We start from the raw sequence: 22853 nt of genomic DNA, 5'->3' as shown, positions 1-22853 counted from the left end.
CCCCTATCTGAACATGTAAAGCTGGGCGAGTGGCAGTTTCTCGGCCGGTTCGCACCAAGCCTTTTCTCCGTCCACAAACACATCGAAGGTCTGTGGATCGACCCGGATGTTCGGGCAGAGGTCGTTGTGCAGCATGTCCCGTTTGGTCAGGCTGCGGGTGCCACGTGCCGGCAACAGCATCTTGTTGACGCGCAGCTTGCCGGCCAGATCATCCTCGATCGCAGAGGGATGCACGAAAACGGCCGATGTTTCCTTGCTGGCCATGCCGAAGGCGCCCCATTGCGGCCGCATCAGGACCGGCTCGCAGGTCATCAGCGACGCAGCGCTGTCGCCCATGGCACCCCATGCGATGAAACCGCCCTTGATGACGATTTCGGGCTTTATCCCAAAGAAGCCGGGTTTCCAGACCACCAAATCGGCCAGTTTCCCCGGCTCGATCGAGCCGACGTGCGCGTCGATGCCAAAGCTCTTGGCGGCATTGATGGTGTATTTGGCGATGTAGCGCTTGATGCGCTCGTTGTCGCCGCGCGCGGTCTTTTCCTGCGCTAGTCGCCCGCGCTGGGTCTTCATCTTCGACGCCAGCTGCCAGGTCCGCGCAATGACTTCGCCGATCCGGCCCATGCCCTGGCTGTCGGACCCCAGCATCGAAATGGCGCCGATGTCATGCAGGATGTCTTCAGCCGCGATGGTCTGGGCGCGGATGCGGCTTTCGGCAAAGGCCACATCCTCGGGGATCGAGGGGCTGAGGTGGTGACACACCATCGTCATGTCGAGGTGTTCGTCGAAGGTGTTGACCGTGAAGGGATTGGTCGGGTTGGTCGAGGACGGTAGGCAGTTCATCTCTCCCGCCACCCGGATGACATCCGGGGCATGGCCGCCACCGGCGCCCTCGGTATGATACATGTGGATCGTGCGGCCTTTGATCGCCGCCAGTGTGCTTTCCAGAAAGCCGCTTTCGTTCAGCGTGTCAGTGTGTATCTGAACCTGGAAATCCAGTTCGTCCGCGACCGTGAGGCAGGTGTCGATGGCGGCAGGCATCGATCCCCAGTCCTCGTGGATCTTCAGCCCGACCGCCCCACCAAGGATCTGATCGTAGATCGACCGTGGCTTGGAGGTATTGCCTCGGCCGAGGAAGCCGAAGTTTACCGGAAAGCTTTCCGCCGCCTGGATCATCTTGCCGACGTTGAAGGCGCCACCACAGTCGATGCCGACAGTGATCGGCCCAAGCGATCCCCCCATCAGCGTGGTGATCCCAGAGGCAATAGCATGGTCGCATAGCTGCGCGCTGTCGAAGTGCACGTGCACGTCGATGCCGCCCGGAGTCACGATCAACCCCTCGGCATCGCGCACCGTGGTTGCCGCACCACAGATCAACTTCGGGTGGACGCCGTCCATCACATCGGGATTGCCAGCCTTGCCGATGGCGACGATGCGACCGTCCTTGACGCCGATGTCGCCCTTCACAATGCCGACCACGGGATCGATCACTGTGGCATTGCACAAGAGCATGTCCAGCGCCCCCATCGCGCTGTCATACCCCGCCGTCAGGCCAAGCCCGTCGCGCAGCGTTTTGCCGCCGCCGTGCAGGCATTCATCTCCCGGCACCAGGAAATCGTGCTCGACCTCGGCAAAAAGCTCGGTGTCGCCCAGCCGCAGCGCATCGCCCTTGGTCGGGCCATACATCCGGGCATATTCCTTCCGCGTCATCCAAGCCATGACTCACGCTCCCTTAAAGCCGCCGTCGCGAGCCCGTTGCAGGGCAAGCTCCTTGTTCTCGGCACTTCTGGCCGACCCGTTGGTCAAGCCGTTCAGCCCGTAAAGCTCCTGATTGCCGCCGAATTCCGTCAGGGTTACCTCCTTCGCCTCCCCGGGTTCGAAGCGCACAGCCGTGCCGGCCGGAATGTCGAGGCGCAGCCCGTAGGCGGCAGCCCGGTCGAAATCCAGCGCCCGGTTGGTCTCGAAGAAATGGTAGTGCGAGCCGATCTGCACCGGACGGTCACCGGTGTTGCGCACCTTGATGCGGGTTGTGCGGCGGCCGCGGTTGATCTCGATCTCGCCCTCGTCCACCACCAACTCACCCGGCTCGACACCCTCCACGACATGCATGCCTGGGCGGATCGGGCCATGCACCGTCACTAGCTTCGTGCCGTCGGGAAACAGCGGCTCGACTTGAATGATCGAGATCAGGTCGGCCACGCCGGGCATCACGTCGTCGGTGCTGAGCAGCGTCGATCCGTAGGAAATCAGATCGGCCACGCTGCGCCCATCGCGCGCGCCTTCTAGTATCTCATCGGTGATATAGGCGACAGATTCCGGGTGATTGAGCTTAAGTCCTCGCGCCCTGCGGCGGCGCGCGATCTCGGCGACTGTGAAAATGGTCAGCCGTTCCATCTCGGTAGGTGTTAGAAGCATCCTGCCCTCCCTGCTTCTAGTTCACGAACAGACGCATTTCGTCGGTTTCGTGGTTCATCGATGCGATATCGATCTGTGGCGTGAAGCTGTGCAGTGCCTCGGGCGGGCAGATCGGTTGCCGCAGAACCGCCTCGATCAGCGGCAATAGACGGCCATGGATCGCCTGGGCGTCCATATGGCCGATGACCGACAGCCGGATCGCCGCGCCCAGAATTCCCGTGCATAGGCCATGTGCCGACATCAACTGCGCCTGCTCCGCGCTAAGCCCCAATCGGCCCCAGATCATCCCCTGCGCCACCGCGATATGGCCAAGGGCCTGGTCGGCTTGAATCAGCCCCAGATATTCCGCCGCCAGTGGCGTCCTCAGCCGTCGGTGTACGTTCAAGAGCGCATTGCCCATCCGGGTCGAGCCAAGGCGCAACTCGGCCGCCAGAGACTGCGCCTCGACGAGCCGGTCCAGATCGGCCAGCCTGACCAAATCCTCTCCAGCCGCTAGCGCATGGACCACGACGGGCCTGTCCAGATCGGCCCAGCGACCCTCGATATGCGCTGCCATGAACTCGGTCAGGTCTTCCTTCCCGGCCACGACGCCCCTATTGCACAGGGCCTCCAGTCCCCATGAAAAGCTGACCGCGCCATTGGGGAACATGCTGTCGGCATGTTGCAACACCGACAGCGTGGCAAGCAGGGGGTCAGGCATTCCCCTCTCCCCCGATCAGGACCTTGCCCTCAGCCCGCATTGCTTCCAGCCGCTCCAGATAGGTCTGGCGCGGCCCTTCCAACGCCACGAGGATTTGCCCCTCAGCAAAGCGCACCTTCCAGTGCAGGTTGCCGACAAAATAGCCCAACTCCAGCGCCGCACTCAGGTTAGGGGCCGCAAGCGTCAGCCATTCGCGCTCGCTCAGCCGCACGATGATGGCGCGTTCGTCCGACAGCGCAAGGATAGCGCCGTCCGACAACCCGACCTCGCGCGGCAGGTTGATAGCGCAATCGGTCCCACGGTCGGTTGTCAGACGGAACCGCCGCCGCGCGATATCATCCGGCGCAATAGTCAGCAGCTCGACGCGGTCGTGATGCTCAAGCCGGTGCAGCGCCTCGGAAAACTGCGGTTCCGAGGCGTATCCGAGTATCGTGTCAAGTATCTGAACCATTGTGCCTCCTCATACCGACAGGTGTTTGTGAACGACGTCCTCGGTCAGCCCATCAATGGATCCGCCGACCACAGGCCTGCCCTTTTCGAAGATGTGGAACCGTTGCGCCGCTTCGCGGCAGAAGCGGATATTCTGTTCGACCAGGATAATCGTCAGCCCGAACTCCGCGTTCAGACGCATGATCGTCCGTTCGATCTGTTCGACGATGTTGGGCTGGATGCCTTCGGTCGGCTCGTCCATGAGCAGGATCTTCGGCTCCGACGCCAGGGCTCGCGCGATTGCCAACTGCTGCTGCTGGCCGCCCGACAGCAACCCGCCTTGCCGGTCCATATTGTCGCGTAGGTAGGGGAAGAGTTCGGTGACAAGATCCGGCACCCTGCGCTTGCCCTGGGGATGCGCAAATCCGCCCATCAGGATATTGTCTCGGACACTGAAATCCGGGAAAATTTGCCGCCCCTGCGGCACGATCGCAATTCCGGACCTGGCCCGCTGGTGGGTCGGCAAATCGATGATCTCCAATCCATCGAGCTTTATCGATCCGCGAGAGCTATCTGTCAGGCCCATAATACAGCTCAGCAGGGTTGTTTTGCCCACACCATTGCGCCCAAGAACGGCGTGGATCGAGTTCCGCTGCACAACCATGTTCACGTCATGGAGGATATGGCTTTTCCCATAGAAGGAGTTGACCTGAGCAAGTTCAAGCATGCCCAATCCCTCCGCTGCCGAGATAAGCTGCCTTGACGGCTTCGCTGTTCTCTATCTCTTTCACCGTGCCTTCGGCGAGGTTGCGACCTTGGTGCATCACCGTGATTCTTTCGCAGATCGCACGGACAAATCCCATGTCATGCTCAACGACAAGGATCGTATGCTGCCCCTTAAGCCGTGTAATAATCTCCGCAGTCTTCTGGGTTTCCTGCGCCGTCATTCCCGCTGTAGGCTCATCCAAAAGAATAAGCTGGGGATTCTGGACAAGAAGCATGCCGATCTCGAGCCATTGCGTCTGCCCATGGCTCAGGATCGCTGCTTCACGGTCCAGCACGTCGCCGAGTTCCGTCAGTTCCACTGCATACTGAACATTTTCCGGCAGCGTCCGCCCGATACCTTTCAGCACGTTCGAAAAGACACCCGTCTGTCGGCAATCTGCTATCAGGAAGTTTTGGCGAACGGTAAGTTCTCTGAAAACATTGGGAATCTGGAACTTGCGCCCTATGCCTTCCCGGGCAATCAAATGCTCCTCCCAGTTTGTGATGTTTTTCCCGTTGAGAAGGACTTTCCCACCCGTCGACTTCGTCCGACCGCTGATCAAATCCATCAAAGTTGTCTTTCCGGCGCCATTCGCACCCAAAAGAACGCGGAGTTCACCATCGTAGATCTTCAGATTCATGCCGTCGACAGCCTTGAAGCCATTGAAGCTGACTTCCAGGTTCTCGACTACAAAGTTTGCGCTCGATTGTATCATGTTTACCCGCTCGACGAGTTTCAGATCATGGCCGGATAACATCATCAGGTCGCCGTGCCTTTGCGCCCGGAAAGCTTGCGCACCAGATCAGTCGCCAGTCCGGCCAAGCCATTGGGAAGCCACAGCACAATGGCAAGAAAGATTACACCGATGAGAAGTTGCCAAGCATAAAGCAGGCTCTCGGTTTCGCTGAGCGTCGCGCCCACATAGTTGAGCAGGATAGCGCCAATACAAGCACCGAGTAGCGAGGTCCTGCCGCCAACGGCCGCCCAGACAACCATAGTCACCGAGAAGGTGATATCGAGGAAGGTCGGCGACGCAAACTCGGACACGATCACGTAAAGCACTCCGGCCAGACCGGCGACGATTGCGGAGATGACGAAAAAGAACACCTGATAGGCCGAGACCGAATACCCAAGATATCGTGCCCTATTCTGGTTATCGCGAATGCCCTGCAGGATCAGACCTGCCTTAGTAGAAACCAGCCAGCGAAGACCTAACAAGACTACCGTCAGACAGATTGCGATGACGTAGTAGGTATTTTTAAAATAGGGATCGAGTTCTAGACCAAATAGGTCGAAGTATCCCATATTTGTGATTCCGTTGAAGCCGCCGGTGACCTGCTGTTGGTCCACTAACAGGAGCCTGCCCAGCAAGGTCAGGGATAGCGTAATAATCGCCACATAGACGCCGGACACCCGGCTTCGCCCTAGGATATAGGCAACCAAACCTGCGAAAACACCTGGCACGAGAAGCCCCATCGCAAAACCGAACCATTGCGATTGGAATGGAACCCAGATCCAAGATCCGGTAACGATCTGCCCCAACTCCGGGGGTGCGTTCGGTTCGGCGTTCAGCAGCATGAAATCCGGGATCGGCGTGGATCCTCCTGCCTTATCAGAGCCGGCAAGCTTGAGAGAAAAAGCGATTGAATAGGCCCCAATGCCGAAGAACATTCCCTGTCCCAAGTTCAGGATGCCGGCATACCCCCAGCTGAGGCTGATCGCGACGCCGCACATTCCGAAGACGAGATACTTCGCGAAGCGACTTAGCCAGAATTCATCCATGAACAGCGGCAAGATGAATATGAAGGCGATGAACGCGATATAGGAGAGCGCTTCCAGTTTCTTATCCGAGAACATATCGCGCCACCTCACCGGGATTTCGTGAAGAAAAGGCCTTGGGGCCGCAGAATGATGATGATGATCACCCCAAAGAATACTGCAGCCTGGGCGAGGACGTCGTTCCACAGGATCGCAAGCAGGGCTCGTACCTCGCCGAGAATGCCCGCAGAGAACAGGGTGCCGAGAAGGCTGTTGACTCCCCCAGTCACCACAACCAGGAAGCCATCAATGACGAACGATGAGCCCATGTCCGGTTTCACTGACTGAAATCCCGAAAGCAGCACGCCGGCAATCCCCGCGATGCCTGCTCCATATGAGAAGGCGAGCGTATTGACGCGCTTGACGTTGACACCGCAGGCTGCAGCCATTTTTGCGTTGCGTGTTACCGCGCGCAGCTGGGTTCCAAGCGATGTTTTGTAGATAATGGCCCAGGTTAGGCAGAAGGCTGCGAGCGACACAAAGATGACAAACGTACGGAAGATGGGGATATTTGCGCCGAGGAGGTGAAAGCTGCCCTGAAGGCCGGAGGGCATGCCGGAGTTCTGAAGGCCAGGTCCCAATCCCTCGACGTGAATTCCTAGGAATGGCAGGCCGAACTCCAGTCGTATCAGCTGCTGTAAGATGATTGCGATTCCCCATGTTGCCAGGAGCGTATCCATCAGGCGGCTGTACAATCTTCGGACGACAAAGTACTCTATGATGAAACCGACTGCGGCCGCGACGATGAACGCCACGGGAATGGCCATGTACATGTTGAAGCTCAGATGAATGCGCGTGAGCACCGCACAGTAGGCGCCAATCATCAGCAGTTCGCCATGGGCCATGTTGATGATGCCCATCGCCCCATATGTGATACTGAGGCCCAGGGCGATAAGTAGAAGAATCGAGCCTACGCTTAATCCAAGAAAGATGGATTCGATCATCTTTGTCTGGTCCTGTCGTCCGAAGTTCTGGTTCCGGGTCGGCGTTACTCACCCGACCACGTGCGCCATAAATCTCCGCCCAGCAAATCTTGATGCGCGGAGACACTGCTCAATTCGGCTGGGATATCAGAGCTTGCTAGAATCCAAGCCAGCTGCCGTGCAGTAAAGGTTGTCTTCCGTTTCACCGGAGATCGCATAGGGCAGCGGGCAGGTCAGATCCTCTTCATCGATGATCTTGCCTTGGCCATCGTCACCCCATTGCGCGATGCGTGGTCTCAGATAGGTATGCATGTTATCGGGGTGAATCTTCACGGTGCCGCCGGGAGCGTCGAATTCCTGTCCGCGCGTCGCTTCGCGAATAGCCATCGGTGTAAGATCTTCGCCGGCGTTCAGAACTGTCTCGACGGCCTGCTTCCAGATATAAACCTGGAAATAGGAGGACTCGAGCGGGTGGTGCGTTACCGCCGCCGGATCCTTGCTGAAGTCGCGCCACCTTTGAATGAAGTCATGGTTCTCTGGGCGATCTATTGCCTGGAAGTACGGGAAGGATGAATATGAGCCTGCTGCAAATTCGGCTCCCATCGCCGCAATCTCGATCTCTGAGGCGACCGTGGCGCAAATCGGCACCTCCTCCTGGGTCATGCCAGCGTTGCGGAATTCCCGATAGAAGGCCGAGATGGAGGGGCCGGAAACCACATTTGACAGAACCGCGTCACAGCCAGAGTTCTTGATCTTTGTGACCATGGCGCCCCATTCGGTGTCGCCCAGTTCCAGATACTCGTCCGCGACCCATTCGGCGTTATTCGCCTCAAGAAGTGACTTCGACACCTGAGCCATGCCTTTCGGATAGGCATAGTTCGACCCGACGATGAATATCTTTTTCTTGCCGAGCGTGTTCACCATCCAGGGCACGAGATTGTAGAGTTGCTGGTTCGGAACCGCCCCGGTGTAAACGATGTTCTGCGAGCATTCCGACCCTTCGTAGAACGTCGGATAGAAGTACAGATTTTTCCGTTTTTCGAACACGGGTCGAGCAGCGAGCCGTGAAGCGGTGGTATAGGAACCGAAAGTCGTGACAGTCTTGTCACTGATCACCAGCTTGCTGGCTTTCTCGCTGTAGATTTTTGGGTCCGAGGCACCATCTTCGACGATCGGATTGATCATGCGACCAGAGATGCCGCCCGCCGAGTTGATCTCATTGATCGCCATTCGCGTCACATCAGACAGCGAGCGCTCCGGCACTTCTAGCGGGCCCGTCAGGGAAAAGAGAACACCCACGTCGATCGTGTCGCCAGTAGCGGCATTTGCCATCAAGCTGTCGTCTTTGATCCAGATGTGTGGAATACCGCTCACCGCAGCGCCGGCAAACGCAGATGTCTTTAGAAACTTTCTCCGATTCCAGAAGTTAGGCATCAAGACCTCCCATCGGTCTAATGGGCACAATTGTTCCTCAGGCAAAAGCCAAGGCTTTGTGCGTTTGATTGTTTCTGTGATCAGGAGTGTCGGTCAGCACACAAAGAAGCTGTGAGGACACGTCGACGCATCGTTGCGCCCACTCCGTGAGAAAACGCTGCCCGATTCTTACTTTCTTGTCAACTGTCGCCTTCGGGCGTTGATGCCTCTTTGCTGGATTCGAATTTATCCAGCTTTTCCAATGCACTAAATACGTCATCGGCCCCGGCGATCGCCTTCGCGATTTCCAGCATGCTTACGCGCCGGTTCATTGCATGGGTCCTAAGGGCCTTGTGCGCCTCTTGTTCCGACATCCCGCGGGAGCTCATGAGGATTTGCTTCGCTTTGTTCAACGTCTTGTCGGACTCGACGCGAGTTTTCAGCCTTTGGGCCAGACTTGACAGATTTTTGTGCAGCTTGAAGTTGTTTTGAGCGACAAAGATATTCGCGACTACGCCGAAGCTTCTGACCGGCAGCCCGAGAACTGCATGGGCATTGAGCCGGATCGCTTCACGTACGATGGCCGGGTTCTCGAAATCCAGCAGGGCCAGCAAAGCCGCAGGCGGGTCATCGCGGTTCCAGCGCAGCTTTACATTCGCCTCGGCCACGGCACGGAAGGCCACGCAAACTACATCGGCCAGGTCGTAGAGGGGTGGTGACGGAGGCCAGCTTGTTTCCGTCAGAAAGCCCACGCGCTGGAGGTGCCTACGCAGGGTTTCGCGATCATGGCTGGGCGGTTGAACAAGCAGAACGCGAATGGATTTCGTATTCCGCATCACTTTGGTCAGTCCAATCCGAATGACAGTTTGCGAGAAGCCTGGGTCGGCGGGTGCTTGATGTCATGGTTGATAAGGTAGGGATCAGGGGGGACGCTGCGCGGCGAATTATAGACGATCTCGATCTTTCCTGCGGCGTCGACTACGCCGATGCGCGACCAGAGATAGGTGTGGTGATTTTCCGCGTCGACCCTGATGTCACCTTGCGGAGCGGCAAATTGGGTACCCAGGACAGCTTCTCGTAGCGCCGGTGTAGAGATGGTCCCGCACCTTTCAAGAGCGTCGGCGAAGACCATGACCTGGTTGTAGGCGGCCTCGGCGGAGGAGTTGGCGCGGAACGACTCTCCGAACCTCTGCTGGAAGTTATCGACAAAGCGTTTGCTTCCGCTCGACTCCACCGTGTCGAAAAAACTTGCGGCACAGTAGTGTCCAAGCGCGATGTCATGACCCATGCGATCGATTTCCGTCTCGGTCGTCACGATGCTGGCGATGGGAACACCGGCTTTGCGAAGGTCTGTCCTGTGAAATGCTGAGTAGAAGTCAAGGATCTGGTCGCCGACCAGGATCGAGAACACCACATCCGGCTTTGCTTTGACGATGTCCCTGACGACTGCTTCGGCCTGCTTCGCAGTGGAATCCAACGGAAGGTAGCGTTCGCCCAGAACTCTGCCACCGGCCTGGCTCAACAGCTCTTTAATAATCCGGTTGCTTTCACGTGGGAAGACGTAATTCGCGCCAACCAAAAAAAACGAGCCGCCGAACTTTTGTATCATATGATCGACAAGTTGCACGATATACTGATTTGGGCATGAGCCAAAATAGAAAACGTGATCCGAGTATTCGAATCCTTCGTAGAACGTCGGATAAAATAGAAGGCTATCGGTTCTTTCAATATTGGGTATCATCGCCTTGCGGCCGGCCGAGGTATATCCCCCAAAGACCACCGATATCCCCATTTCCTCGGTGATCACCCGCGAAAAATCGCGATAGCGGGCTTCGTCAGAAGCGGGGTCCATCTCAACCGCGATGATCGGCTTTCCCCGGACGCCGCCCGCCTTGTTTACTTCCTCAATTGCAAAGCGGGTGCCGTTCAGCAAAGCTCTCTCTGCCAAAGCCGTAGGCCCGGTCTGGGAGAACAGAACGCCGATGCGCCAGCAGTCATTTAAATCTGTCACGTCAGAGCACCCAACGCTCCCTCGCATGCAAGTTATGTGTATTTTTGCGCACAACCAGAATTCAACCCCGAATACAGGAGGTTGAATCACCTTGGCGCGCTCTGGCTCGACGCCATTGTCGAATGAACGCCAGATGCTAATAAAAGCTGCTAACACAGGCCGAGCTGCGTGCCAAGACAAGAAATTCTCCACGCCGTCCAGCTCCGCGGAGGCATGAACGCCCATGGCCTTCATGCCTCTGCCAGGTGCCGCAACGAAGCCCTGTTGCGCAAATCCTTTGAGGAATCCAGCGTGATAGTCGGTCTGCATGGGCAGACCGAACCAGGAGGAGCCGCTAGGTTCTAGAAGCCTTGCCCCTTAACTTTGAGGCTGGGGAACAGGGATGGGACGAAGCTACAAGAGGCTTTTCGCGGCACCTGCCCCTAAATAAAGCGTCTGCGATTGGCTACGAGGCGGAGACCCGGAGCTGACGCGGGATCTGGTGCGCTCCTAAAGAAAGGAACCTGCTGCGCGACGGCTGAACTGCCGCGCCATCCCTGCTTCAATGAGCGCTGGTGCCGATGTTTTCGACCTTGGCCAGCAGGAAGAACACCAGCACGGCCAGCGCTCCGATCAGCGCCGCAGAGGTCAGCAGCAACACCGAATGGGTCGAGCTAAACGCCACCTTGCCGGCCGCGATCACCGCGTCGCCTTTCTCGGGTATGCCCAGCTTCTCCGCAAGCTCGCGCGCGACCAGATAGCTGTCACCGATGGAGCGGGCGGCCCGCTCTGCCTGTTCCGCCGACAGCGCCGCCGGAGCATCGAAATGCCGCCCGTAGACCGCTGACATGAAGACCCCAAAGAAGGTGATTCCCAGCCCGGTGCCCAGTTCATAACCGGTCGCTTCCAGCGAGCCCGCCGCACCGCCCTTGCTGGCCTCGACAGAGCCCATGATCGCGATGGACGAGGCCGTCAGGCCGATGGAAAGCGCCAGCCCCAGCATCGCGAGCAGCATCGGCACAACCGCCCCGGGGGTGTGGAAATCGCTCAGCGCAAGCCAGCCCAGTGTAACGGAGGAGACCGCCAGCGACAGGCTGGCGACCGGGCGCAGACCATAGCGGCCCGAGAGCCAGCCAGCCACGGGCCCGCCAATCGCTGCCGCAGCCATGATCGGGACCATGAAGATCCCGGCCTGAAGCGGGGTCTTGTCCAGGACATATTGCAGTTCCTGCGCCAGCGTCAGTTCCACTCCGGCCAGCGACCCACTGGCGACCATCGCCATGATCATCCCGGCAAGGATGGCCGGATGCGAGAAAAGCGACAGATCCAGCATCGGCTCGGCCGCGCTCATCTGCTTGCGCACGAAGAGGGTCAGCAGGCCAAGCCCAAGCGCCAGCACCGCCAGCACGACATGCAGGGATTGCTTGGCGCCGAACCCGGCCTTGATCGCGTAAACCGTCGCGATCATGCCGAAGATCAGCAGGAATGCCTGGCCGATGGCCCAGTGGCCGGGGGTGGATTCTTCTCGCCGGGGCAGCAGGACCCAGCAGGCGGCAATGACAACCAGCATCACCGGAATGTTGATCAGGAAGACCGAACCCCACCAGAAATGCTCCAGCAGCGCGCCACCGATCAATGGGCCGACCGCGGCGCCCGCCGCGCCGACCGTACCCCAGAGGCCAAGCGCCAGGCCACGCTCTTTCTCATCCTCGAAGGTGCGACGGATGATGCCCAGCACACAGGGCATGATCATCGAGCCGCCAAGCGCCAGCAGCATCCGCGCGGTGATCAGCATGGGTGCATTCGGCGAGAATGCTGCCAGCGCCGAGGCGGTGCCAAAAATTGTCAGTCCGGTCAGCAGGATGCGCCGGTTGCCGATCCGGTCTGCCAGCGTCCCCATCGGCACCAGCAGCCCGGCCATCAGCAGCGGGTAGATGTCGATCACCCAAAGCACTTGCGTGCTCGTGGCCGCCAGCGCCTGGGTCACGCTTGGCACCGCCACATGAAGGATTGTCATGTCCAGCACGACCGGCAAGAACGCCAGCATCACGGCCAGCAGTACCAGCCAGCGTTTCGGATCGGGTTGACGGGCCGGCATGGAGTACCTTGGATTCTGTTGCCCGCCCCATATAAATACGATCGTATTCTTTTCAACGGAAAAACCTGCAGGTGGAGAAGACATGGGCAGAAGGCCGACCGTCACCCGGGAAAAGCTGCTGGATATTGCCGAAGAGCTTGTGCGCACCAGTGGCGGCGCGGCGCTGACCATCGGCGGGCTGGCGCAGGCGGCAGGGATATCAAAAGGCGGGGTGCAGTATTCCTTCGCCTCGAAGGATGACCTGGTCCGCAGCCTGATCGACCGCTGGACCAGCCAGTTCGAAGCCTTGCTGGGCGATGACCCCGCAGATGATCCTATCAACTTCGTCCGCCGCTATATCGCCGCGACCCGCACCTCACAGCAGGCCATGAACGCCAAGATGGCTGGGCTTCTGGTCAGCCAGCTGGAAAATCCGGTGGATCTGCAAGAGACGAGGGACTGGTATCACGGGATCTTCGACAGGCTGAGTGGCACCTCTCCCGAGGCGCGGGCCGCGCGCGTGGCCTTTCTGGCGGTGGAGGGGCTTTTCCTCATGAGAATCAATGGCATTGATGAGGAAGGGGCCTGGACCAAATTTCTGGACGATGTAGAGGCAGGTCTTGCCGCATTTTAGAAGGGCGTTTCTTCTGCGTTGGAACAGCGTGGCACGGCAGCTGCAGTCAGGCCCATGCGCGAACATAGGACGTCAGCGGGTGTCAGCCCGGTGGAAATCTTTCAAAGCGGCGGCCTTGCATGGGGAAACGGGGGGCCCTGTCTTCCGCAACAGCGCGCTAGACGGGCTCATATGCAGTGAAAGAGGCGATATATCCAAAGTCGGATTGATCATGGGAAAGCTCTGCGCCATCCGGCAGAAGTCTGACGATGAAATCTCTTTGGCCGTTGGCTTCCAGACTCAAGGCGCCCGCCCGGTGAAGGGCCTGAAGAATATCAATCAACCTGGGTCCGAGAGCGGGCGGCGTCCAGCCGAATTGGTGTGACAGGTACCTGGTCAGTGCGGAATCCGTCACCTCGCCGCCAAACCTCTCGACCAGGGCTCTCAGCACAAGCCGCTGCTGGACCTCGATGCCGGGCGGCATGACTTCCTGAAGACCATTTCCATCCATCGCGGCGCGCAAGGCCGGACGCAAAGGTGCCGAATCGACACGGTGGGGGCGAGGGGCGTTATCCCGATTTGCCTTTGCGGAAATCACGTTGGTTCTCCCCTCGCATACCACGGACGCGACGCTGGCAAATTGCCGGTCACTTCCGATCTTCAGGATCAATGTGGCTTCAATGCGTCGGCGATGGGGTGAGAACGCGGTGCGACGATCACTTGCTCTGGAATCGACCGGGCATCTGGGGGTCGGCAGTAGGCCGATCAGTTCGGGCGGAAGCGGTCGGGGGCAAGATGCTCGCGCGCGACGTCCAGCACCAGATTGCCGAGCCGGCTGAGGATTTCGCTCGATTGCATGCCGGCCTGCCAGTGCAGCGCGACGCTGACCTTCTTGCCCGGGCTCAACTCCACCAGTTCACCGCGCCTGATGTATGGGTTGCCCGCAATGCTGGGCACCAGGCCCCAGCCGGCGCCGTTCAGGCAGCAGGAAAGGTATCCCTCATAGGATGGAACATAGTGGATGGAGAGCGGAACCGTGGCGCCGAAGCAGAGCGCCATCCACTGGTCCTGAATCGTGTCCTTGCGATTGAAGGCCACGCAGACAGAGTTCCGCAGCGACGCGAGGGAAACGCCGGTTGCGAAGTGGTTCTGGTAAAATTCGGGTGAGGCGACAGCCAAGTAATCCATCGACCCCAGCGAGATGATCTTGCAACCCTGTACCGGGGTCTCCAGCGTCGTGATGACGGCAAGCGCATCCCCCGAGCGGAGGCTGGATTCCGTGTGCTCCTGATCATCCGGCAGAATGTCGAAGCGGATGCCAAGCTCCTGCGTTGCCACCTTGATCAGCTTCGGAAACCAGGTCGCCAGGCTGTCGTTGTTCACTCCGATGCGGACCGTGGCAGCGCCGGGCTCTCCGCCTTCGACGAGCGTTCGCATCCGCTCAGCCAGTTCCTGCTGCAGAAGGCCCACCTGCTCGACATGACGGCAAAACTGCAAGCCGGCTTCCGTCGGAAGGCAAGGGCGGCCGCGGGCAACCAGCACCACGCCGACCTTTTCCTCCAGCTGCTTGATTCGCTGACTCACCGCCGACTGGGTCACTTTCAGCGATTTCGCGGCGGCCTCGAAGCTGCCTTCGCGAATGACAGCGGCAAGGATCGTCAGTGAATCATAGTCAAAGCGTGACATTGCCGCCTCACAGTATAAGGATAGCTTATGTGCCTCAAGTAACCATATAGCGCATGTGTCAGCAAGGCAAAGACAAGCCTTGAATTTGCATTAGCTGTCCTGATGTGCGGCGGCGAGGCGGGTAAACAATCAACCAAAAGTATTTGGTTTGTTCAACGATCTGGATAAAATTGGAAAAGAACTCAGGGGGATGCATGTCTGGTCAAGTCTTGAGAAGAACGTACATTCGGCGCTTCATGGGCATGACGCGCTACACCCGGTTCGTGGCCTGGTCGATCGTTGCGACATATATCGGTCTTGTCCTCGGATCGATCCTGCTTGGCACCTATCTGCTGTCGCTCCCGCTTTCCGTCGCGACGGTGGTTGCCATGGCGGCCACGGCTGCGTTCATCGGAACGCGGCTGCGGGGCATCAACAACATCGTTCACGAATGCAGCCATGCGACCTTCGCAGAGCAGCGGCAGGACAATGTGATGATCGGACGGTTCTGCACCGCGATCCTGCTGAAGTCCTTCCGCAAGTATCGTGACGACCACCTGTCGCACCATGCCAACAACGGCGACTATGAACATGATGCGGAGTTCGCCCTCATCGAGAAGTTCGGGCTGCATGATCCGATCAGCCCGCGAACGATCCTGCGCCATGTTATCGTACCTCTGACCGGCCGACACCTGCCGCTCTATACGGGCATCAACCTCTCGGCCGAGGACGGCCGGTTTTTCCAGGGCCTGAAGCTCCTCCTCCTCGCGTTGATGGCAGTCTTCCTGTTTCTGAATCCGCTTGCCGCGCTGGTCTTCGTCATCCTGCCGGTTTTCTACATCTATCCGACGTTTAACTTCTGGACAGACTGCCTGGATCATGCCGGCCTGGTCGGAGCGGAAGACGAACTCGAAGCCTCGCGCAATGTGCTGGCGCCAGCGCCGGTGCGCCTGCTCTTCTTTCCGCGCAACGACTCCTATCACCTGGTCCATCATCTCTTCCCGCAGATCCCGGCCCGGCATCTGCATCTGGCGCATGAAGAGCTGAGCAGGGATCCGAGCTACCGCAGATTGCCCTCTGCCGTGCGTGCACATGATCGCTCGACCGTTGAACGGTCACTGGATGCATCCTCCTCCTAAGTGCGGACTGACGCGGCGGATCGAGCGCCGCTTCGTCTTTGGATGATGGTGCGCCTCGCGCCGCCGCCATGGAAACAGCGGGCGAGTCTTGCCGCCCCCGCAAGTCCCGGGCGATGCTGAAATAGAAACAATACGCCCCCGATGCGCCCGTAGAAGGCGAATGCAAGAATTGTCACTTGTGCCGCTGCGCGAACAGATCGTTTCCGGGCGCGAGCAATATAAGTGTTGCTAATTGTGCATTAGGCGAATAAATATATCCCTACGACGAATGAGTGCTGTGCAGTTTGTATCTGATCACCCAAGCGGGTTCTGGCCGCGTTATTCCCCTTCCGCGGCCTAGAATTCCCTCTTTGAGTGCAAGAGCAACGCGGTCCCGCACTTGCTCATGGAATACGGAAAAGTGTTTATTATCAGATAGTTGTCTTGTATCTTTTCACACAATCCAGTCTCGCCTAACCGCCGTTCGCGATCAGTGCTTGCGAACGGCAGGTTGGCGGGCGGGTGTGGCGGTTGGGCTTCCCGGGGCAGCTCCCCGAATCTGGCGTCAGGCCGCAACACGCTGCTGGGGCGCGACCAGATCAGAAGATGTTTCCCGATCGGCGATTCTGGAGCCGATCTTTCGGGCGCTTGCTGAGCTTTTATCGCCGCGATTTCGCCATCTTTGACGACAAAGAAAAAGAACCTCCGCTTCGAAGGTTCGTTCAAGATGCAAACACAGCTCCAAGAAATCGACATGCTGAAAACCTGGATATACCAGGACTTTCTGAGATCCATCGCCTCGGTCCGTGCCGGGTTGAGTTCAGAGATTGCATTTCAAGAGCACGAAAAACGTGTTCATGAGCTGAGACAGAAAGTCGCCGCTGCGGAAGCCCGGCCGGTGCGACTGAGACTGGTAAACTAGGCGCGAAAGCCACCGCCGGCCAATCCAGGACGTTGCGGTGGAAATCGCGAACCTACCAGAGGGTCAGCTCGCGGTGGGGCAGTACGGTCCAGAGGATTTGTCTGCCGACCAGACTCTTCCATCGGACTGCTGAGAGGAGATGGCCCGAAACCATCCGCCCCGGCGTAAGGTCGGCCCCTGACCCAGGATGTCCATAAGCCGCCGCGCATCGTCCGGTACAGGAGGCGTGTCGCGCCCTGGTGGCCCGACCGAATCCCCCAATCCGGCGCATCCATGCCGGTTCAGAAATCGAATCCCGCTTGTCGCCTGTCCTGCGGAAGCGGCCAGCGGCCGAGATGCACATGGCGGTTCTGGCCCCGGAGGCTGTCAATCAAGACGATCTCTTCGATCCTCCAGAGGATCGGCTCTGCGAGATATCGTATGTCGGCGAAACCGGTCCCGTAGGCGAGCGTCACATGCGGCGTGACCTTCACAGATCGCGATCCGGCGATGCTCATCGAGCGGCACGCCGCATGCAAATCGGCGGCGATCTCGCTGAGGTCCCCACTTGCCTTGTCCGTCGCCATGACAAGGGGCGCATTGCCAGGGCGGCCGTCATAACTCATCAACCGATCAAGACAGAGCGTGAACGGCGCGGTCCTCAGGGAAGTGACGGCCTGTCCGGCGCGCTTGACGAGAATCGGGTCCAGATCGTCCATGTCTCCGACCGCGTAGATGGACAGGTGGAGCGTATCGCGGCGAAAGGTCTCTCCGGTCCCCAGATCACGCCATGCCTCCGCCATGCGGGCGTTGATCTCGGGCGGGGGAACGGCGGCGAAGAACACCGCATGGGTTGACCGATCCCATTTGCCGGGGTTGGTCTTGTCCGGATCGCGCATGGTCTGCCTCCTTCTCCGTTGCGGGGAAGCGCTGCTTGAGCTTACTCGTTCGGTCTCGTCGATGTATGATTTCCGGACGGTTTCGGCAGCATGAAAGGAAGCGGAAACTTGGGACATGGGCTTTTCGACCTGACCGGACGCCGGGCGTTGATCACCGGGTCGTCGCAGGGCATCGGCCTGGCGCTGGCGCAGGGGCTTGCCGGGGCTGGGGCGCAGGTGGTGCTGAACGGTCGCGACGCCGCAAGGGTCGGGGCGGCGGCAGACAGCATCCCGGGGGCCGAGGCGCTGGTCTTCGATGCCACCGACCATGACGCCGTCCGTCACGCCATCGACGGTTTCGAGGCCTCGGGCAGGGCCATTGACATCCTGGTGAACAACGCCGGGATGCAGCACCGCGCGGCCCTGGAGGACTTTCCGCCCGAGGCCTTCGAGCGGCTCTTGCAGACCAACATCGCCAGCGTCTTCCATGTCGGCCAGGCGGTGGCACGCCACATGATCGCGCGTGGGCGGGGCAAGATCATCAACATCGCCAGCGTGCAGACCGCGCTCGCCCGCCGCTCCATCGCGCCCTATACCGCGACCAAGGGGGCGGTCGGCAATCTGACCAAGGGCATGGCGACCGATTGGGCGCGCTATGGGCTCACCTGCAACGCCATCGCGCCGGGCTATTTCGAAACGCCGCTCAATGCGGCGCTGGTCGCGGATCCGGCGTTCTCGGCCTGGCTGGAAAGCCGCACCCCGGCGGGGCGCTGGGGCCGGGTGGAGGAGCTGCAGGGCGCCTGCATCTTCCTCGCCTCCGAGGCGTCCAGTTTCGTGAACGGCCACATCCTCTATGTCGATGGCGGCATGACGGCGTCGCTGTGATCTGGCGCATCGTGATCATGGGCGTGGCGGGCTCTGGCAAGTCCAGCGTGGGCGAAGCCTTGTCGGCCCGGCTTGGCGTGCCCTACCGCGACGGCGACGATCTTCACACCCCTGTGGCGGTCGAGAAGATGCGGTCCGGCACGCCGCTCACCGATGCCGACCGCTGGCCCTGGCTGGACCGGGTGGCGGCGGTGCTGGCCCTGGAGGCGCCGGTGATCGTCGGCTGCTCGGCCCTGAAGCGGGCCTATCGCGACCGCATCCGCGCGGGGGCGGGCGGGCCGGTCTGCTTCGTCTACCTTGCCGGCAGCCGGGAGCTGATCGCCAGCCGGATGGCCGGGCGGACCGGGCATTACATGCCGACCACGCTTCTCGACAGCCAGTTCGCCGCGCTGGAAGCTCCGGGGCCGGAGGAGGCGGTGACGGTCGACATCGACCAGCCGCTTCCCTTACTGGTCGATGCCATCCAGTCGCAGCTGGACCGTTTCGACCGGTGAGCCGCTTTGCCGTGCGGACGTGGAAGCGGCTGGAAAGCGCGCCGTTGTCGGGGTATGCCCGATGGGGAGAGATGCAAGGGAGCAGCGCGGATGAAAGCTGAATACGTAGCCCTTGCCCGCCGGTCGCTGCTTCTGGCCTCGGCCCCCGAGGCGGTGGCGGCTGCGGTGCTGGAAAGCGCGCGAGTCCGCAGCTTCTCCCGCGCCGAGACGATCTTCCTGCAGGGCGAGCGGGCCAGCGCGATCTATATCGTGGCCGATGGCTGGGTGAAGCTCTACCGGATCGCGCCTTCGGGGACCGAGGCGGTGGTGGGGGTCTTCACCAAGGGCGCGAGCTTCGGCGAGGCGGTGGCCTTCCGGCACGACACCTACCCCGTGGCGGCGGAGGCGGTGACGGACTGCACGCTGATCCGGATCGAGGCGGATGCCTTCCTGCGGCAGATCAGGGAGAACCCGGAGGTGGCGATCTCGATCCTGTCGGCGACCTTCGTCCACCTGCATGGGCTGGTCGCGCAGGTCGAGGCCCTGAAGGCGCAGACCGGGGCGCAGCGGGTGGCGGAGTTCCTGCTGGAACTGGCGCCCTGTCCGGAGGGGGCCTGCGAGGTGACGCTGCCCTATGACAAGGTGCTGATCGCGGGGCGGCTGGGGATGAAGCCGGAGAGCCTGAGCCGGGCCTTCGCGCGGCTGAAGGAGCAGGGGGTCACGATCCGGCAGAACACGGCCCAGATCGAGGATGTGGGGGCCTTGCGGGAGTATGTGGAGGAGGACCCGGCGCTGGCCTGGTCGAAAGGGGGGTGACTCTGCCCGCACGTGGGCAGTTTTTGATTTCATTTTAAATCAATGGGTTGATTTTTTTGATACACCAAATCTTAACCCTTCACGCCGCCAAAGCGAGGCCGGCGAAGGCGAGGATCAGGAGCGTCAGGCCGAGGTCGAAGCCGCGCAGCCAGGCGGGTGCGACCGAGAGGCCGAGGTAGTCGCGCAGGATCACATGCGCCTTGAGGCCGGAGAGCGCCAGCACGGGCAGGACCAGCGCTGCGCCTGCAAGGCCCGAGGCCGCGAGCGCGGTCGAGGCGGCGGAAAGGGCGAGGAGCATCGCCCAGGCGCGGGTGACGCGGGTCACAGCAGATAGACCACGGGAAAGAGCAGGACCCAGACCAGGTCCACCATGTGCCAGAAGGCCGCCCCGGTCTCGACCGCTTTCGGCGTGCCCAGCCAGCCGACCAGCGCGAGGAGGACCATCCCGGCAAGGACGTGGGCAGCGTGGAAGCCGGTGAGGAGGAAGCTGAAGGTGTAGAAGGCATGGGTCTCGGTGCCGATGCCTTGGGCGAAGAGGTCGGCGTATTCGCTGGCCTTCAGGATCAGGAACACCGCGCCGAGCAGGATTGCCGGGGCAAGGAGCAGGCGCAGGCGGCGCCTCTGGCCTGCCTCGGCAGCGCGGGTGGCGATGGCGGCCAGCCAGCCGGAGGTGACGAGGACCAGGGTATTCGCGGCGGCGCCGGTGCGGTGCAGGTGGGACTGCGCCTCGGCAAAGCCTGTCGGGTCGGTCAGCCGGACGGCGAGGAAGGCGAGGAGGCCCGCACCGAAGACGGCGATTTCGGAGAGGATGAGGACCCACATCAAGAGTTCGCCGGGAAGCTGACCGGGTGGCTGCTCGTTGTGCGGTTTCGATTTCTCCTCGCGGCGGGGAGGCTCGTCGTGCGTCTTTGACTTCTCCTCGCGGGTGGCCAGCGATGAGGCAGGAAGTTGCCGAAGACCGTCTGGGGAAGCCGCGGTCATCCGGTCACCAACTGCCGGTAGATCTGCGGCAGGGCCTGAATCAGTTTCTCCGGTTGCGGGATTAGGGCGAAGGCGCCCTGGCCGAAGAGACGCGGGAACCACGACTTGCCGTCGCGGTCCACGGTGATGCCGAAGACCGAATGTCCGGCGCGGCGGGCTTCGAGAATTGCCATGCGGCTGTCCTCGATGCCGTGGCGGCCTTCGTAGTGGTCGAGATCGTTCGGCTTGCCGTCGGTGATGACCAGGAGCAGGCGGCGCTTGCGCGATTCCTTCGTCAAGAGCGCTGACATGTGGCGGATGGCGGCACCCAGCCGGGTGTAGTGACCGGGTGTCAGCGCGGCGATGCGGCCTTCCACCGTTTCGGCCATCGGTTCGGCGAAACCCTTCACCTCTTGCACGAAGACCCTCTGCCGCTTCAGCGAGGAAAAGGCGTGGATCGCAAAACTGTCGCCGCAGGCGTCGAGCCCCCAGGCCAGCGCCGCCAGCGCCTCGCGTTCGATGTCGATCACGCTGCGCCCGTCATGGCCGTGGCCGGGGATCGCGCTTTCGGTCGAGCGGCTGACATCCAGCAGGATCGACACGGCGAGGTCGCGGCGTTCGGGGCGGGTCTGGCGCCAGACGCGATCCGCCCCCTCGCCGGTGGAGAGAAAATCGACCCGCGCGCGCACCGCCCGTTCGGTGTCGAGCACATCGCCGTCCGGGTGGCCGGGGGTCGAGACCAGGCTGGGACGCAAGGCCTCGAACTGGCGGCGGACGGCGCGGATACGGGCGCTGGCGCGCGGGTCGGCCCGAAACGGGGGCGTCTGGTCGCTGGCTTCCGCACGGGAGTGAAGCACCCGGGCGTGAGAGAGGAGGTAGCTGGCGGTCCGGACGTCCCATTCGGGATAGGTGAAGGTGCCGGAAATCTGCTCGCGGTCGACATCTTCGGGGGCGAGGTCGAGGTGCAGTTTCAGACGGGTGGCGGGAGCCTTGGAGACCTGGGCGAGGCCGATCTCTTCCTGATCGTCGGCGGCCTTCTTCGCGGTGTCCTCGTCGTCATCCTCGACCCTGCGGTTGAGGTTGAGGAATTCGGTCATCGAGAGGATGGCCTCGAACTTGTGCAGGATGAAGCTGTCGTTGCGGTCGGCCTGGTCGGCCTTGCGGCGGCGGGCCTTTCTTGCGGTCTTCTCCTCGGATTCCTCGGGCGGGCCTTCGGTGGCGCGGGCCTCGACGGCGGTGTGTTCGCTGCGGGCGAGCGGGCGCAGGTCGGGCCAGAGCGCGACGGGCTTGAAGGGCCGATAGCCGCGGGGGGCTTTCGCGGGAAGGGGCGGGAGGGGAAGGCTTGCGCCAAGGGCAGCCCGGATGCGCGCCTCGACGGCGGCTTCCACGGGCGGCAGGGACGGCGTGCGGCGGAAGAGGAGGGTTGCTTCACAGAGGTCGGCGTGAAGCTTGCGGTAGCCGGGGGCGAGGCGGAGGGCCTCGGTGGTCATCTCCTGCGCCAGCGCAATGGCGGCGAGGTCGGCTTGCAGGGGGTCGCTGGTTTCGGTCGGGGTCCGATCCTTCAACGCCACGGCGGCAGCGGCGAGCCAGAGGTAGAGCGCGGCATTGGCGCGGGGGTCGGGGAAGGCGGTCAGACTTTCCGGCAGGCGCAGGGTCGCGCCGTCGAAGCTGGCGCGGGGCGCGGTTTCCGCCCAGGTGCCGAGACGGCGGAGGAGAGAGAGGCGGTGGTGCGATGTCTCCCCGGCCACCGGCTTGATGTCCACCGCCGGATCGCCGCCGAGGCCCCGGAAAAGGACTGCCAGCCGTCCGGCCACTTGGGAAAGCGACACACGGGCTCCGTCGTGGATGGGGTCCCCATCCAGACGGCTGGCAAAGGCGTGCCACAGTTTCCCGACAGATTCCTCGGGTTCCCATGGCTCGAAGTCGATCCGTGACATGGCCTGCCTCACCCGAAAACGGCCGTCACGAGATCGCGGAGCCCGGCCTTCACATCCGGGTCGTCGGTGAGGGGTTCGA

General features: G+C 61.1%; 23 protein-coding genes. 5 read left to right on the top strand and 18 right to left on the bottom strand.

Annotated features, from left to right (window positions below; all coding sequences use genetic code 11):
- Positions 1–3: 3 nt before the first annotated feature.
- The 12 genes from ureC to V7Q39_RS01235 form a co-directional block, all read right to left on the bottom strand.
- Positions 4–1716, bottom strand: coding sequence for an urease subunit alpha (ureC, locus tag V7Q39_RS01290; RefSeq protein WP_333814419.1), 1713 nt, complete (start codon positions 1714–1716; stop codon positions 4–6).
- A gap of 3 nt (positions 1717–1719) precedes the next feature.
- A complete protein-coding gene (gene ureB / locus V7Q39_RS01285) occupies positions 1720–2412 on the bottom strand; it encodes an urease subunit beta (RefSeq protein ID WP_333814418.1) in 693 nt (230 codons plus the stop codon).
- Positions 2413–2428: 16 nt separating this feature from the next.
- On the bottom strand, positions 2429–3112 hold the full coding sequence (locus tag V7Q39_RS01280) for an urease accessory protein UreF (protein ID WP_333814417.1): 684 nt from the start codon (positions 3110–3112) through the stop codon (positions 2429–2431).
- The gene (gene ureE, locus V7Q39_RS01275) at positions 3105–3563 is read right to left on the bottom strand and encodes an urease accessory protein UreE (RefSeq protein ID WP_333814416.1); all 459 of its coding nucleotides are present in this window, start codon (positions 3561–3563) and stop codon (positions 3105–3107) included. Before ureE ends, V7Q39_RS01280 begins: the two co-directional genes overlap by 8 nt.
- Before the next feature lie 9 nt (positions 3564–3572).
- Positions 3573–4268, bottom strand: a complete 696-nt coding sequence (gene urtE, locus V7Q39_RS01270; RefSeq protein WP_333814415.1) for an urea ABC transporter ATP-binding subunit UrtE — start codon at positions 4266–4268, stop codon at positions 3573–3575.
- Entirely contained in the window at positions 4261–5067 is an 807-nt protein-coding gene (gene urtD / locus V7Q39_RS01265) for an urea ABC transporter ATP-binding protein UrtD (RefSeq protein WP_333814414.1), read from the bottom strand. Before urtD ends, urtE begins: the two co-directional genes overlap by 8 nt.
- Positions 5067–6164, bottom strand: a complete 1098-nt coding sequence (gene urtC, locus V7Q39_RS01260; protein WP_333814413.1) for an urea ABC transporter permease subunit UrtC — start codon at positions 6162–6164, stop codon at positions 5067–5069. The genes urtD and urtC overlap by 1 nt, the downstream gene beginning before the upstream one ends.
- Before the next feature lie 11 nt (positions 6165–6175).
- Positions 6176–7069: an urea ABC transporter permease subunit UrtB gene (gene urtB, locus V7Q39_RS01255; RefSeq protein ID WP_333814412.1), complete on the bottom strand. Its 894-nt coding sequence runs from the start codon at positions 7067–7069 to the stop codon at positions 6176–6178.
- Positions 7070–7195: 126 nt separating this feature from the next.
- On the bottom strand, positions 7196–8482 hold the full coding sequence (locus V7Q39_RS01250) for a transporter substrate-binding domain-containing protein (protein ID WP_333814410.1): 1287 nt from the start codon (positions 8480–8482) through the stop codon (positions 7196–7198).
- Between the two features lie 179 nt (positions 8483–8661).
- Positions 8662–9297: an ANTAR domain-containing response regulator gene (locus tag V7Q39_RS01245; RefSeq protein WP_333814408.1), complete on the bottom strand. Its 636-nt coding sequence runs from the start codon at positions 9295–9297 to the stop codon at positions 8662–8664.
- Positions 9298–9305: 8 nt separating this feature from the next.
- The gene (locus tag V7Q39_RS01240; RefSeq protein ID WP_333814406.1) at positions 9306–10781 is read right to left on the bottom strand and encodes a transporter substrate-binding domain-containing protein; all 1476 of its coding nucleotides are present in this window, start codon (positions 10779–10781) and stop codon (positions 9306–9308) included.
- Positions 10782–11013: 232 nt separating this feature from the next.
- Positions 11014–12549 carry an MFS transporter gene (locus V7Q39_RS01235; protein WP_333814405.1) on the bottom strand — a complete coding sequence of 512 codons (1536 nt, stop codon included), beginning with the start codon at positions 12547–12549 and terminating at the stop codon, positions 11014–11016.
- 82 nt (positions 12550–12631) lie between these two features.
- On the opposite strand from V7Q39_RS01235, the gene V7Q39_RS01230 reads away from it, so the two are divergent.
- Positions 12632–13162: a TetR/AcrR family transcriptional regulator gene (locus V7Q39_RS01230; RefSeq protein ID WP_333814403.1), complete on the top strand. Its 531-nt coding sequence runs from the start codon at positions 12632–12634 to the stop codon at positions 13160–13162.
- Between the two features lie 157 nt (positions 13163–13319).
- Here V7Q39_RS01230 and V7Q39_RS01225 read toward each other — a convergent pair whose 3' ends face one another.
- Both V7Q39_RS01225 and V7Q39_RS01220 read right to left on the bottom strand, forming a co-directional pair.
- Positions 13320–13811: a hypothetical protein gene (locus tag V7Q39_RS01225; protein WP_333814401.1), complete on the bottom strand. Its 492-nt coding sequence runs from the start codon at positions 13809–13811 to the stop codon at positions 13320–13322.
- Between the two features lie 95 nt (positions 13812–13906).
- Entirely contained in the window at positions 13907–14827 is a 921-nt protein-coding gene (locus tag V7Q39_RS01220) for a LysR family transcriptional regulator ArgP (RefSeq protein WP_333814399.1), read from the bottom strand.
- A gap of 242 nt (positions 14828–15069) precedes the next feature.
- Here V7Q39_RS01220 and V7Q39_RS01215 point away from each other — a divergent pair, with 242 nt between their 5' ends.
- Positions 15070–15945 carry a fatty acid desaturase family protein gene (locus V7Q39_RS01215; protein WP_333814397.1) on the top strand — a complete coding sequence of 292 codons (876 nt, stop codon included), beginning with the start codon at positions 15070–15072 and terminating at the stop codon, positions 15943–15945.
- 1182 nt (positions 15946–17127) lie between these two features.
- Here V7Q39_RS01215 and V7Q39_RS01210 read toward each other — a convergent pair.
- On the bottom strand, positions 17128–17724 hold the full coding sequence (locus V7Q39_RS01210; protein WP_333814395.1) for a 2'-5' RNA ligase family protein: 597 nt from the start codon (positions 17722–17724) through the stop codon (positions 17128–17130).
- Between the two features lie 90 nt (positions 17725–17814).
- On the opposite strand from V7Q39_RS01210, the gene V7Q39_RS01205 reads away from it, so the two are divergent.
- From V7Q39_RS01205 to V7Q39_RS01195, 3 genes are all read left to right on the top strand, one after another.
- A complete protein-coding gene (locus V7Q39_RS01205) occupies positions 17815–18588 on the top strand; it encodes an SDR family oxidoreductase (protein ID WP_443082479.1) in 774 nt (257 codons plus the stop codon).
- Positions 18585–19082: a gluconokinase gene (locus tag V7Q39_RS01200; protein WP_333814392.1), complete on the top strand. Its 498-nt coding sequence runs from the start codon at positions 18585–18587 to the stop codon at positions 19080–19082. The genes V7Q39_RS01205 and V7Q39_RS01200 overlap by 4 nt, the downstream gene beginning before the upstream one ends.
- A gap of 90 nt (positions 19083–19172) precedes the next feature.
- The gene (locus V7Q39_RS01195) at positions 19173–19877 is read left to right on the top strand and encodes a Crp/Fnr family transcriptional regulator (protein WP_333814390.1); all 705 of its coding nucleotides are present in this window, start codon (positions 19173–19175) and stop codon (positions 19875–19877) included.
- 79 nt (positions 19878–19956) lie between these two features.
- Here V7Q39_RS01195 and V7Q39_RS01190 read toward each other — a convergent pair whose 3' ends face one another.
- The 3 genes from V7Q39_RS01190 to V7Q39_RS01180 all read right to left on the bottom strand — a co-directional run bounded on the left by V7Q39_RS01190 (position 19957) and on the right by V7Q39_RS01180 (position 22774).
- Positions 19957–20202: a cytochrome C oxidase subunit IV family protein gene (locus tag V7Q39_RS01190; RefSeq protein ID WP_333814389.1), complete on the bottom strand. Its 246-nt coding sequence runs from the start codon at positions 20200–20202 to the stop codon at positions 19957–19959.
- Positions 20199–20699, bottom strand: a complete 501-nt coding sequence (locus tag V7Q39_RS01185; RefSeq protein ID WP_333814388.1) for a cytochrome c oxidase subunit 3 — start codon at positions 20697–20699, stop codon at positions 20199–20201. The genes V7Q39_RS01190 and V7Q39_RS01185 overlap by 4 nt, the downstream gene beginning before the upstream one ends.
- 155 nt (positions 20700–20854) lie before the next feature.
- Complete coding sequence (locus tag V7Q39_RS01180) at positions 20855–22774, bottom strand: nitric oxide reductase activation protein NorD (RefSeq protein WP_333814387.1); 1920 nt, start codon at positions 22772–22774, stop codon at positions 20855–20857.
- Positions 22775–22853 lie beyond the last annotated feature (79 nt).

Origin of the sequence: Tabrizicola sp. (genome assembly GCF_036781545.1) — a bacterium.
In the GTDB taxonomy this organism is placed as follows: Bacteria; Pseudomonadota; Alphaproteobacteria; order Rhodobacterales; family Rhodobacteraceae; genus Tabrizicola.
Note: the sequence above shows the minus strand (reverse complement) of the source record. Positions and strands in the feature narration are given on the sequence as shown.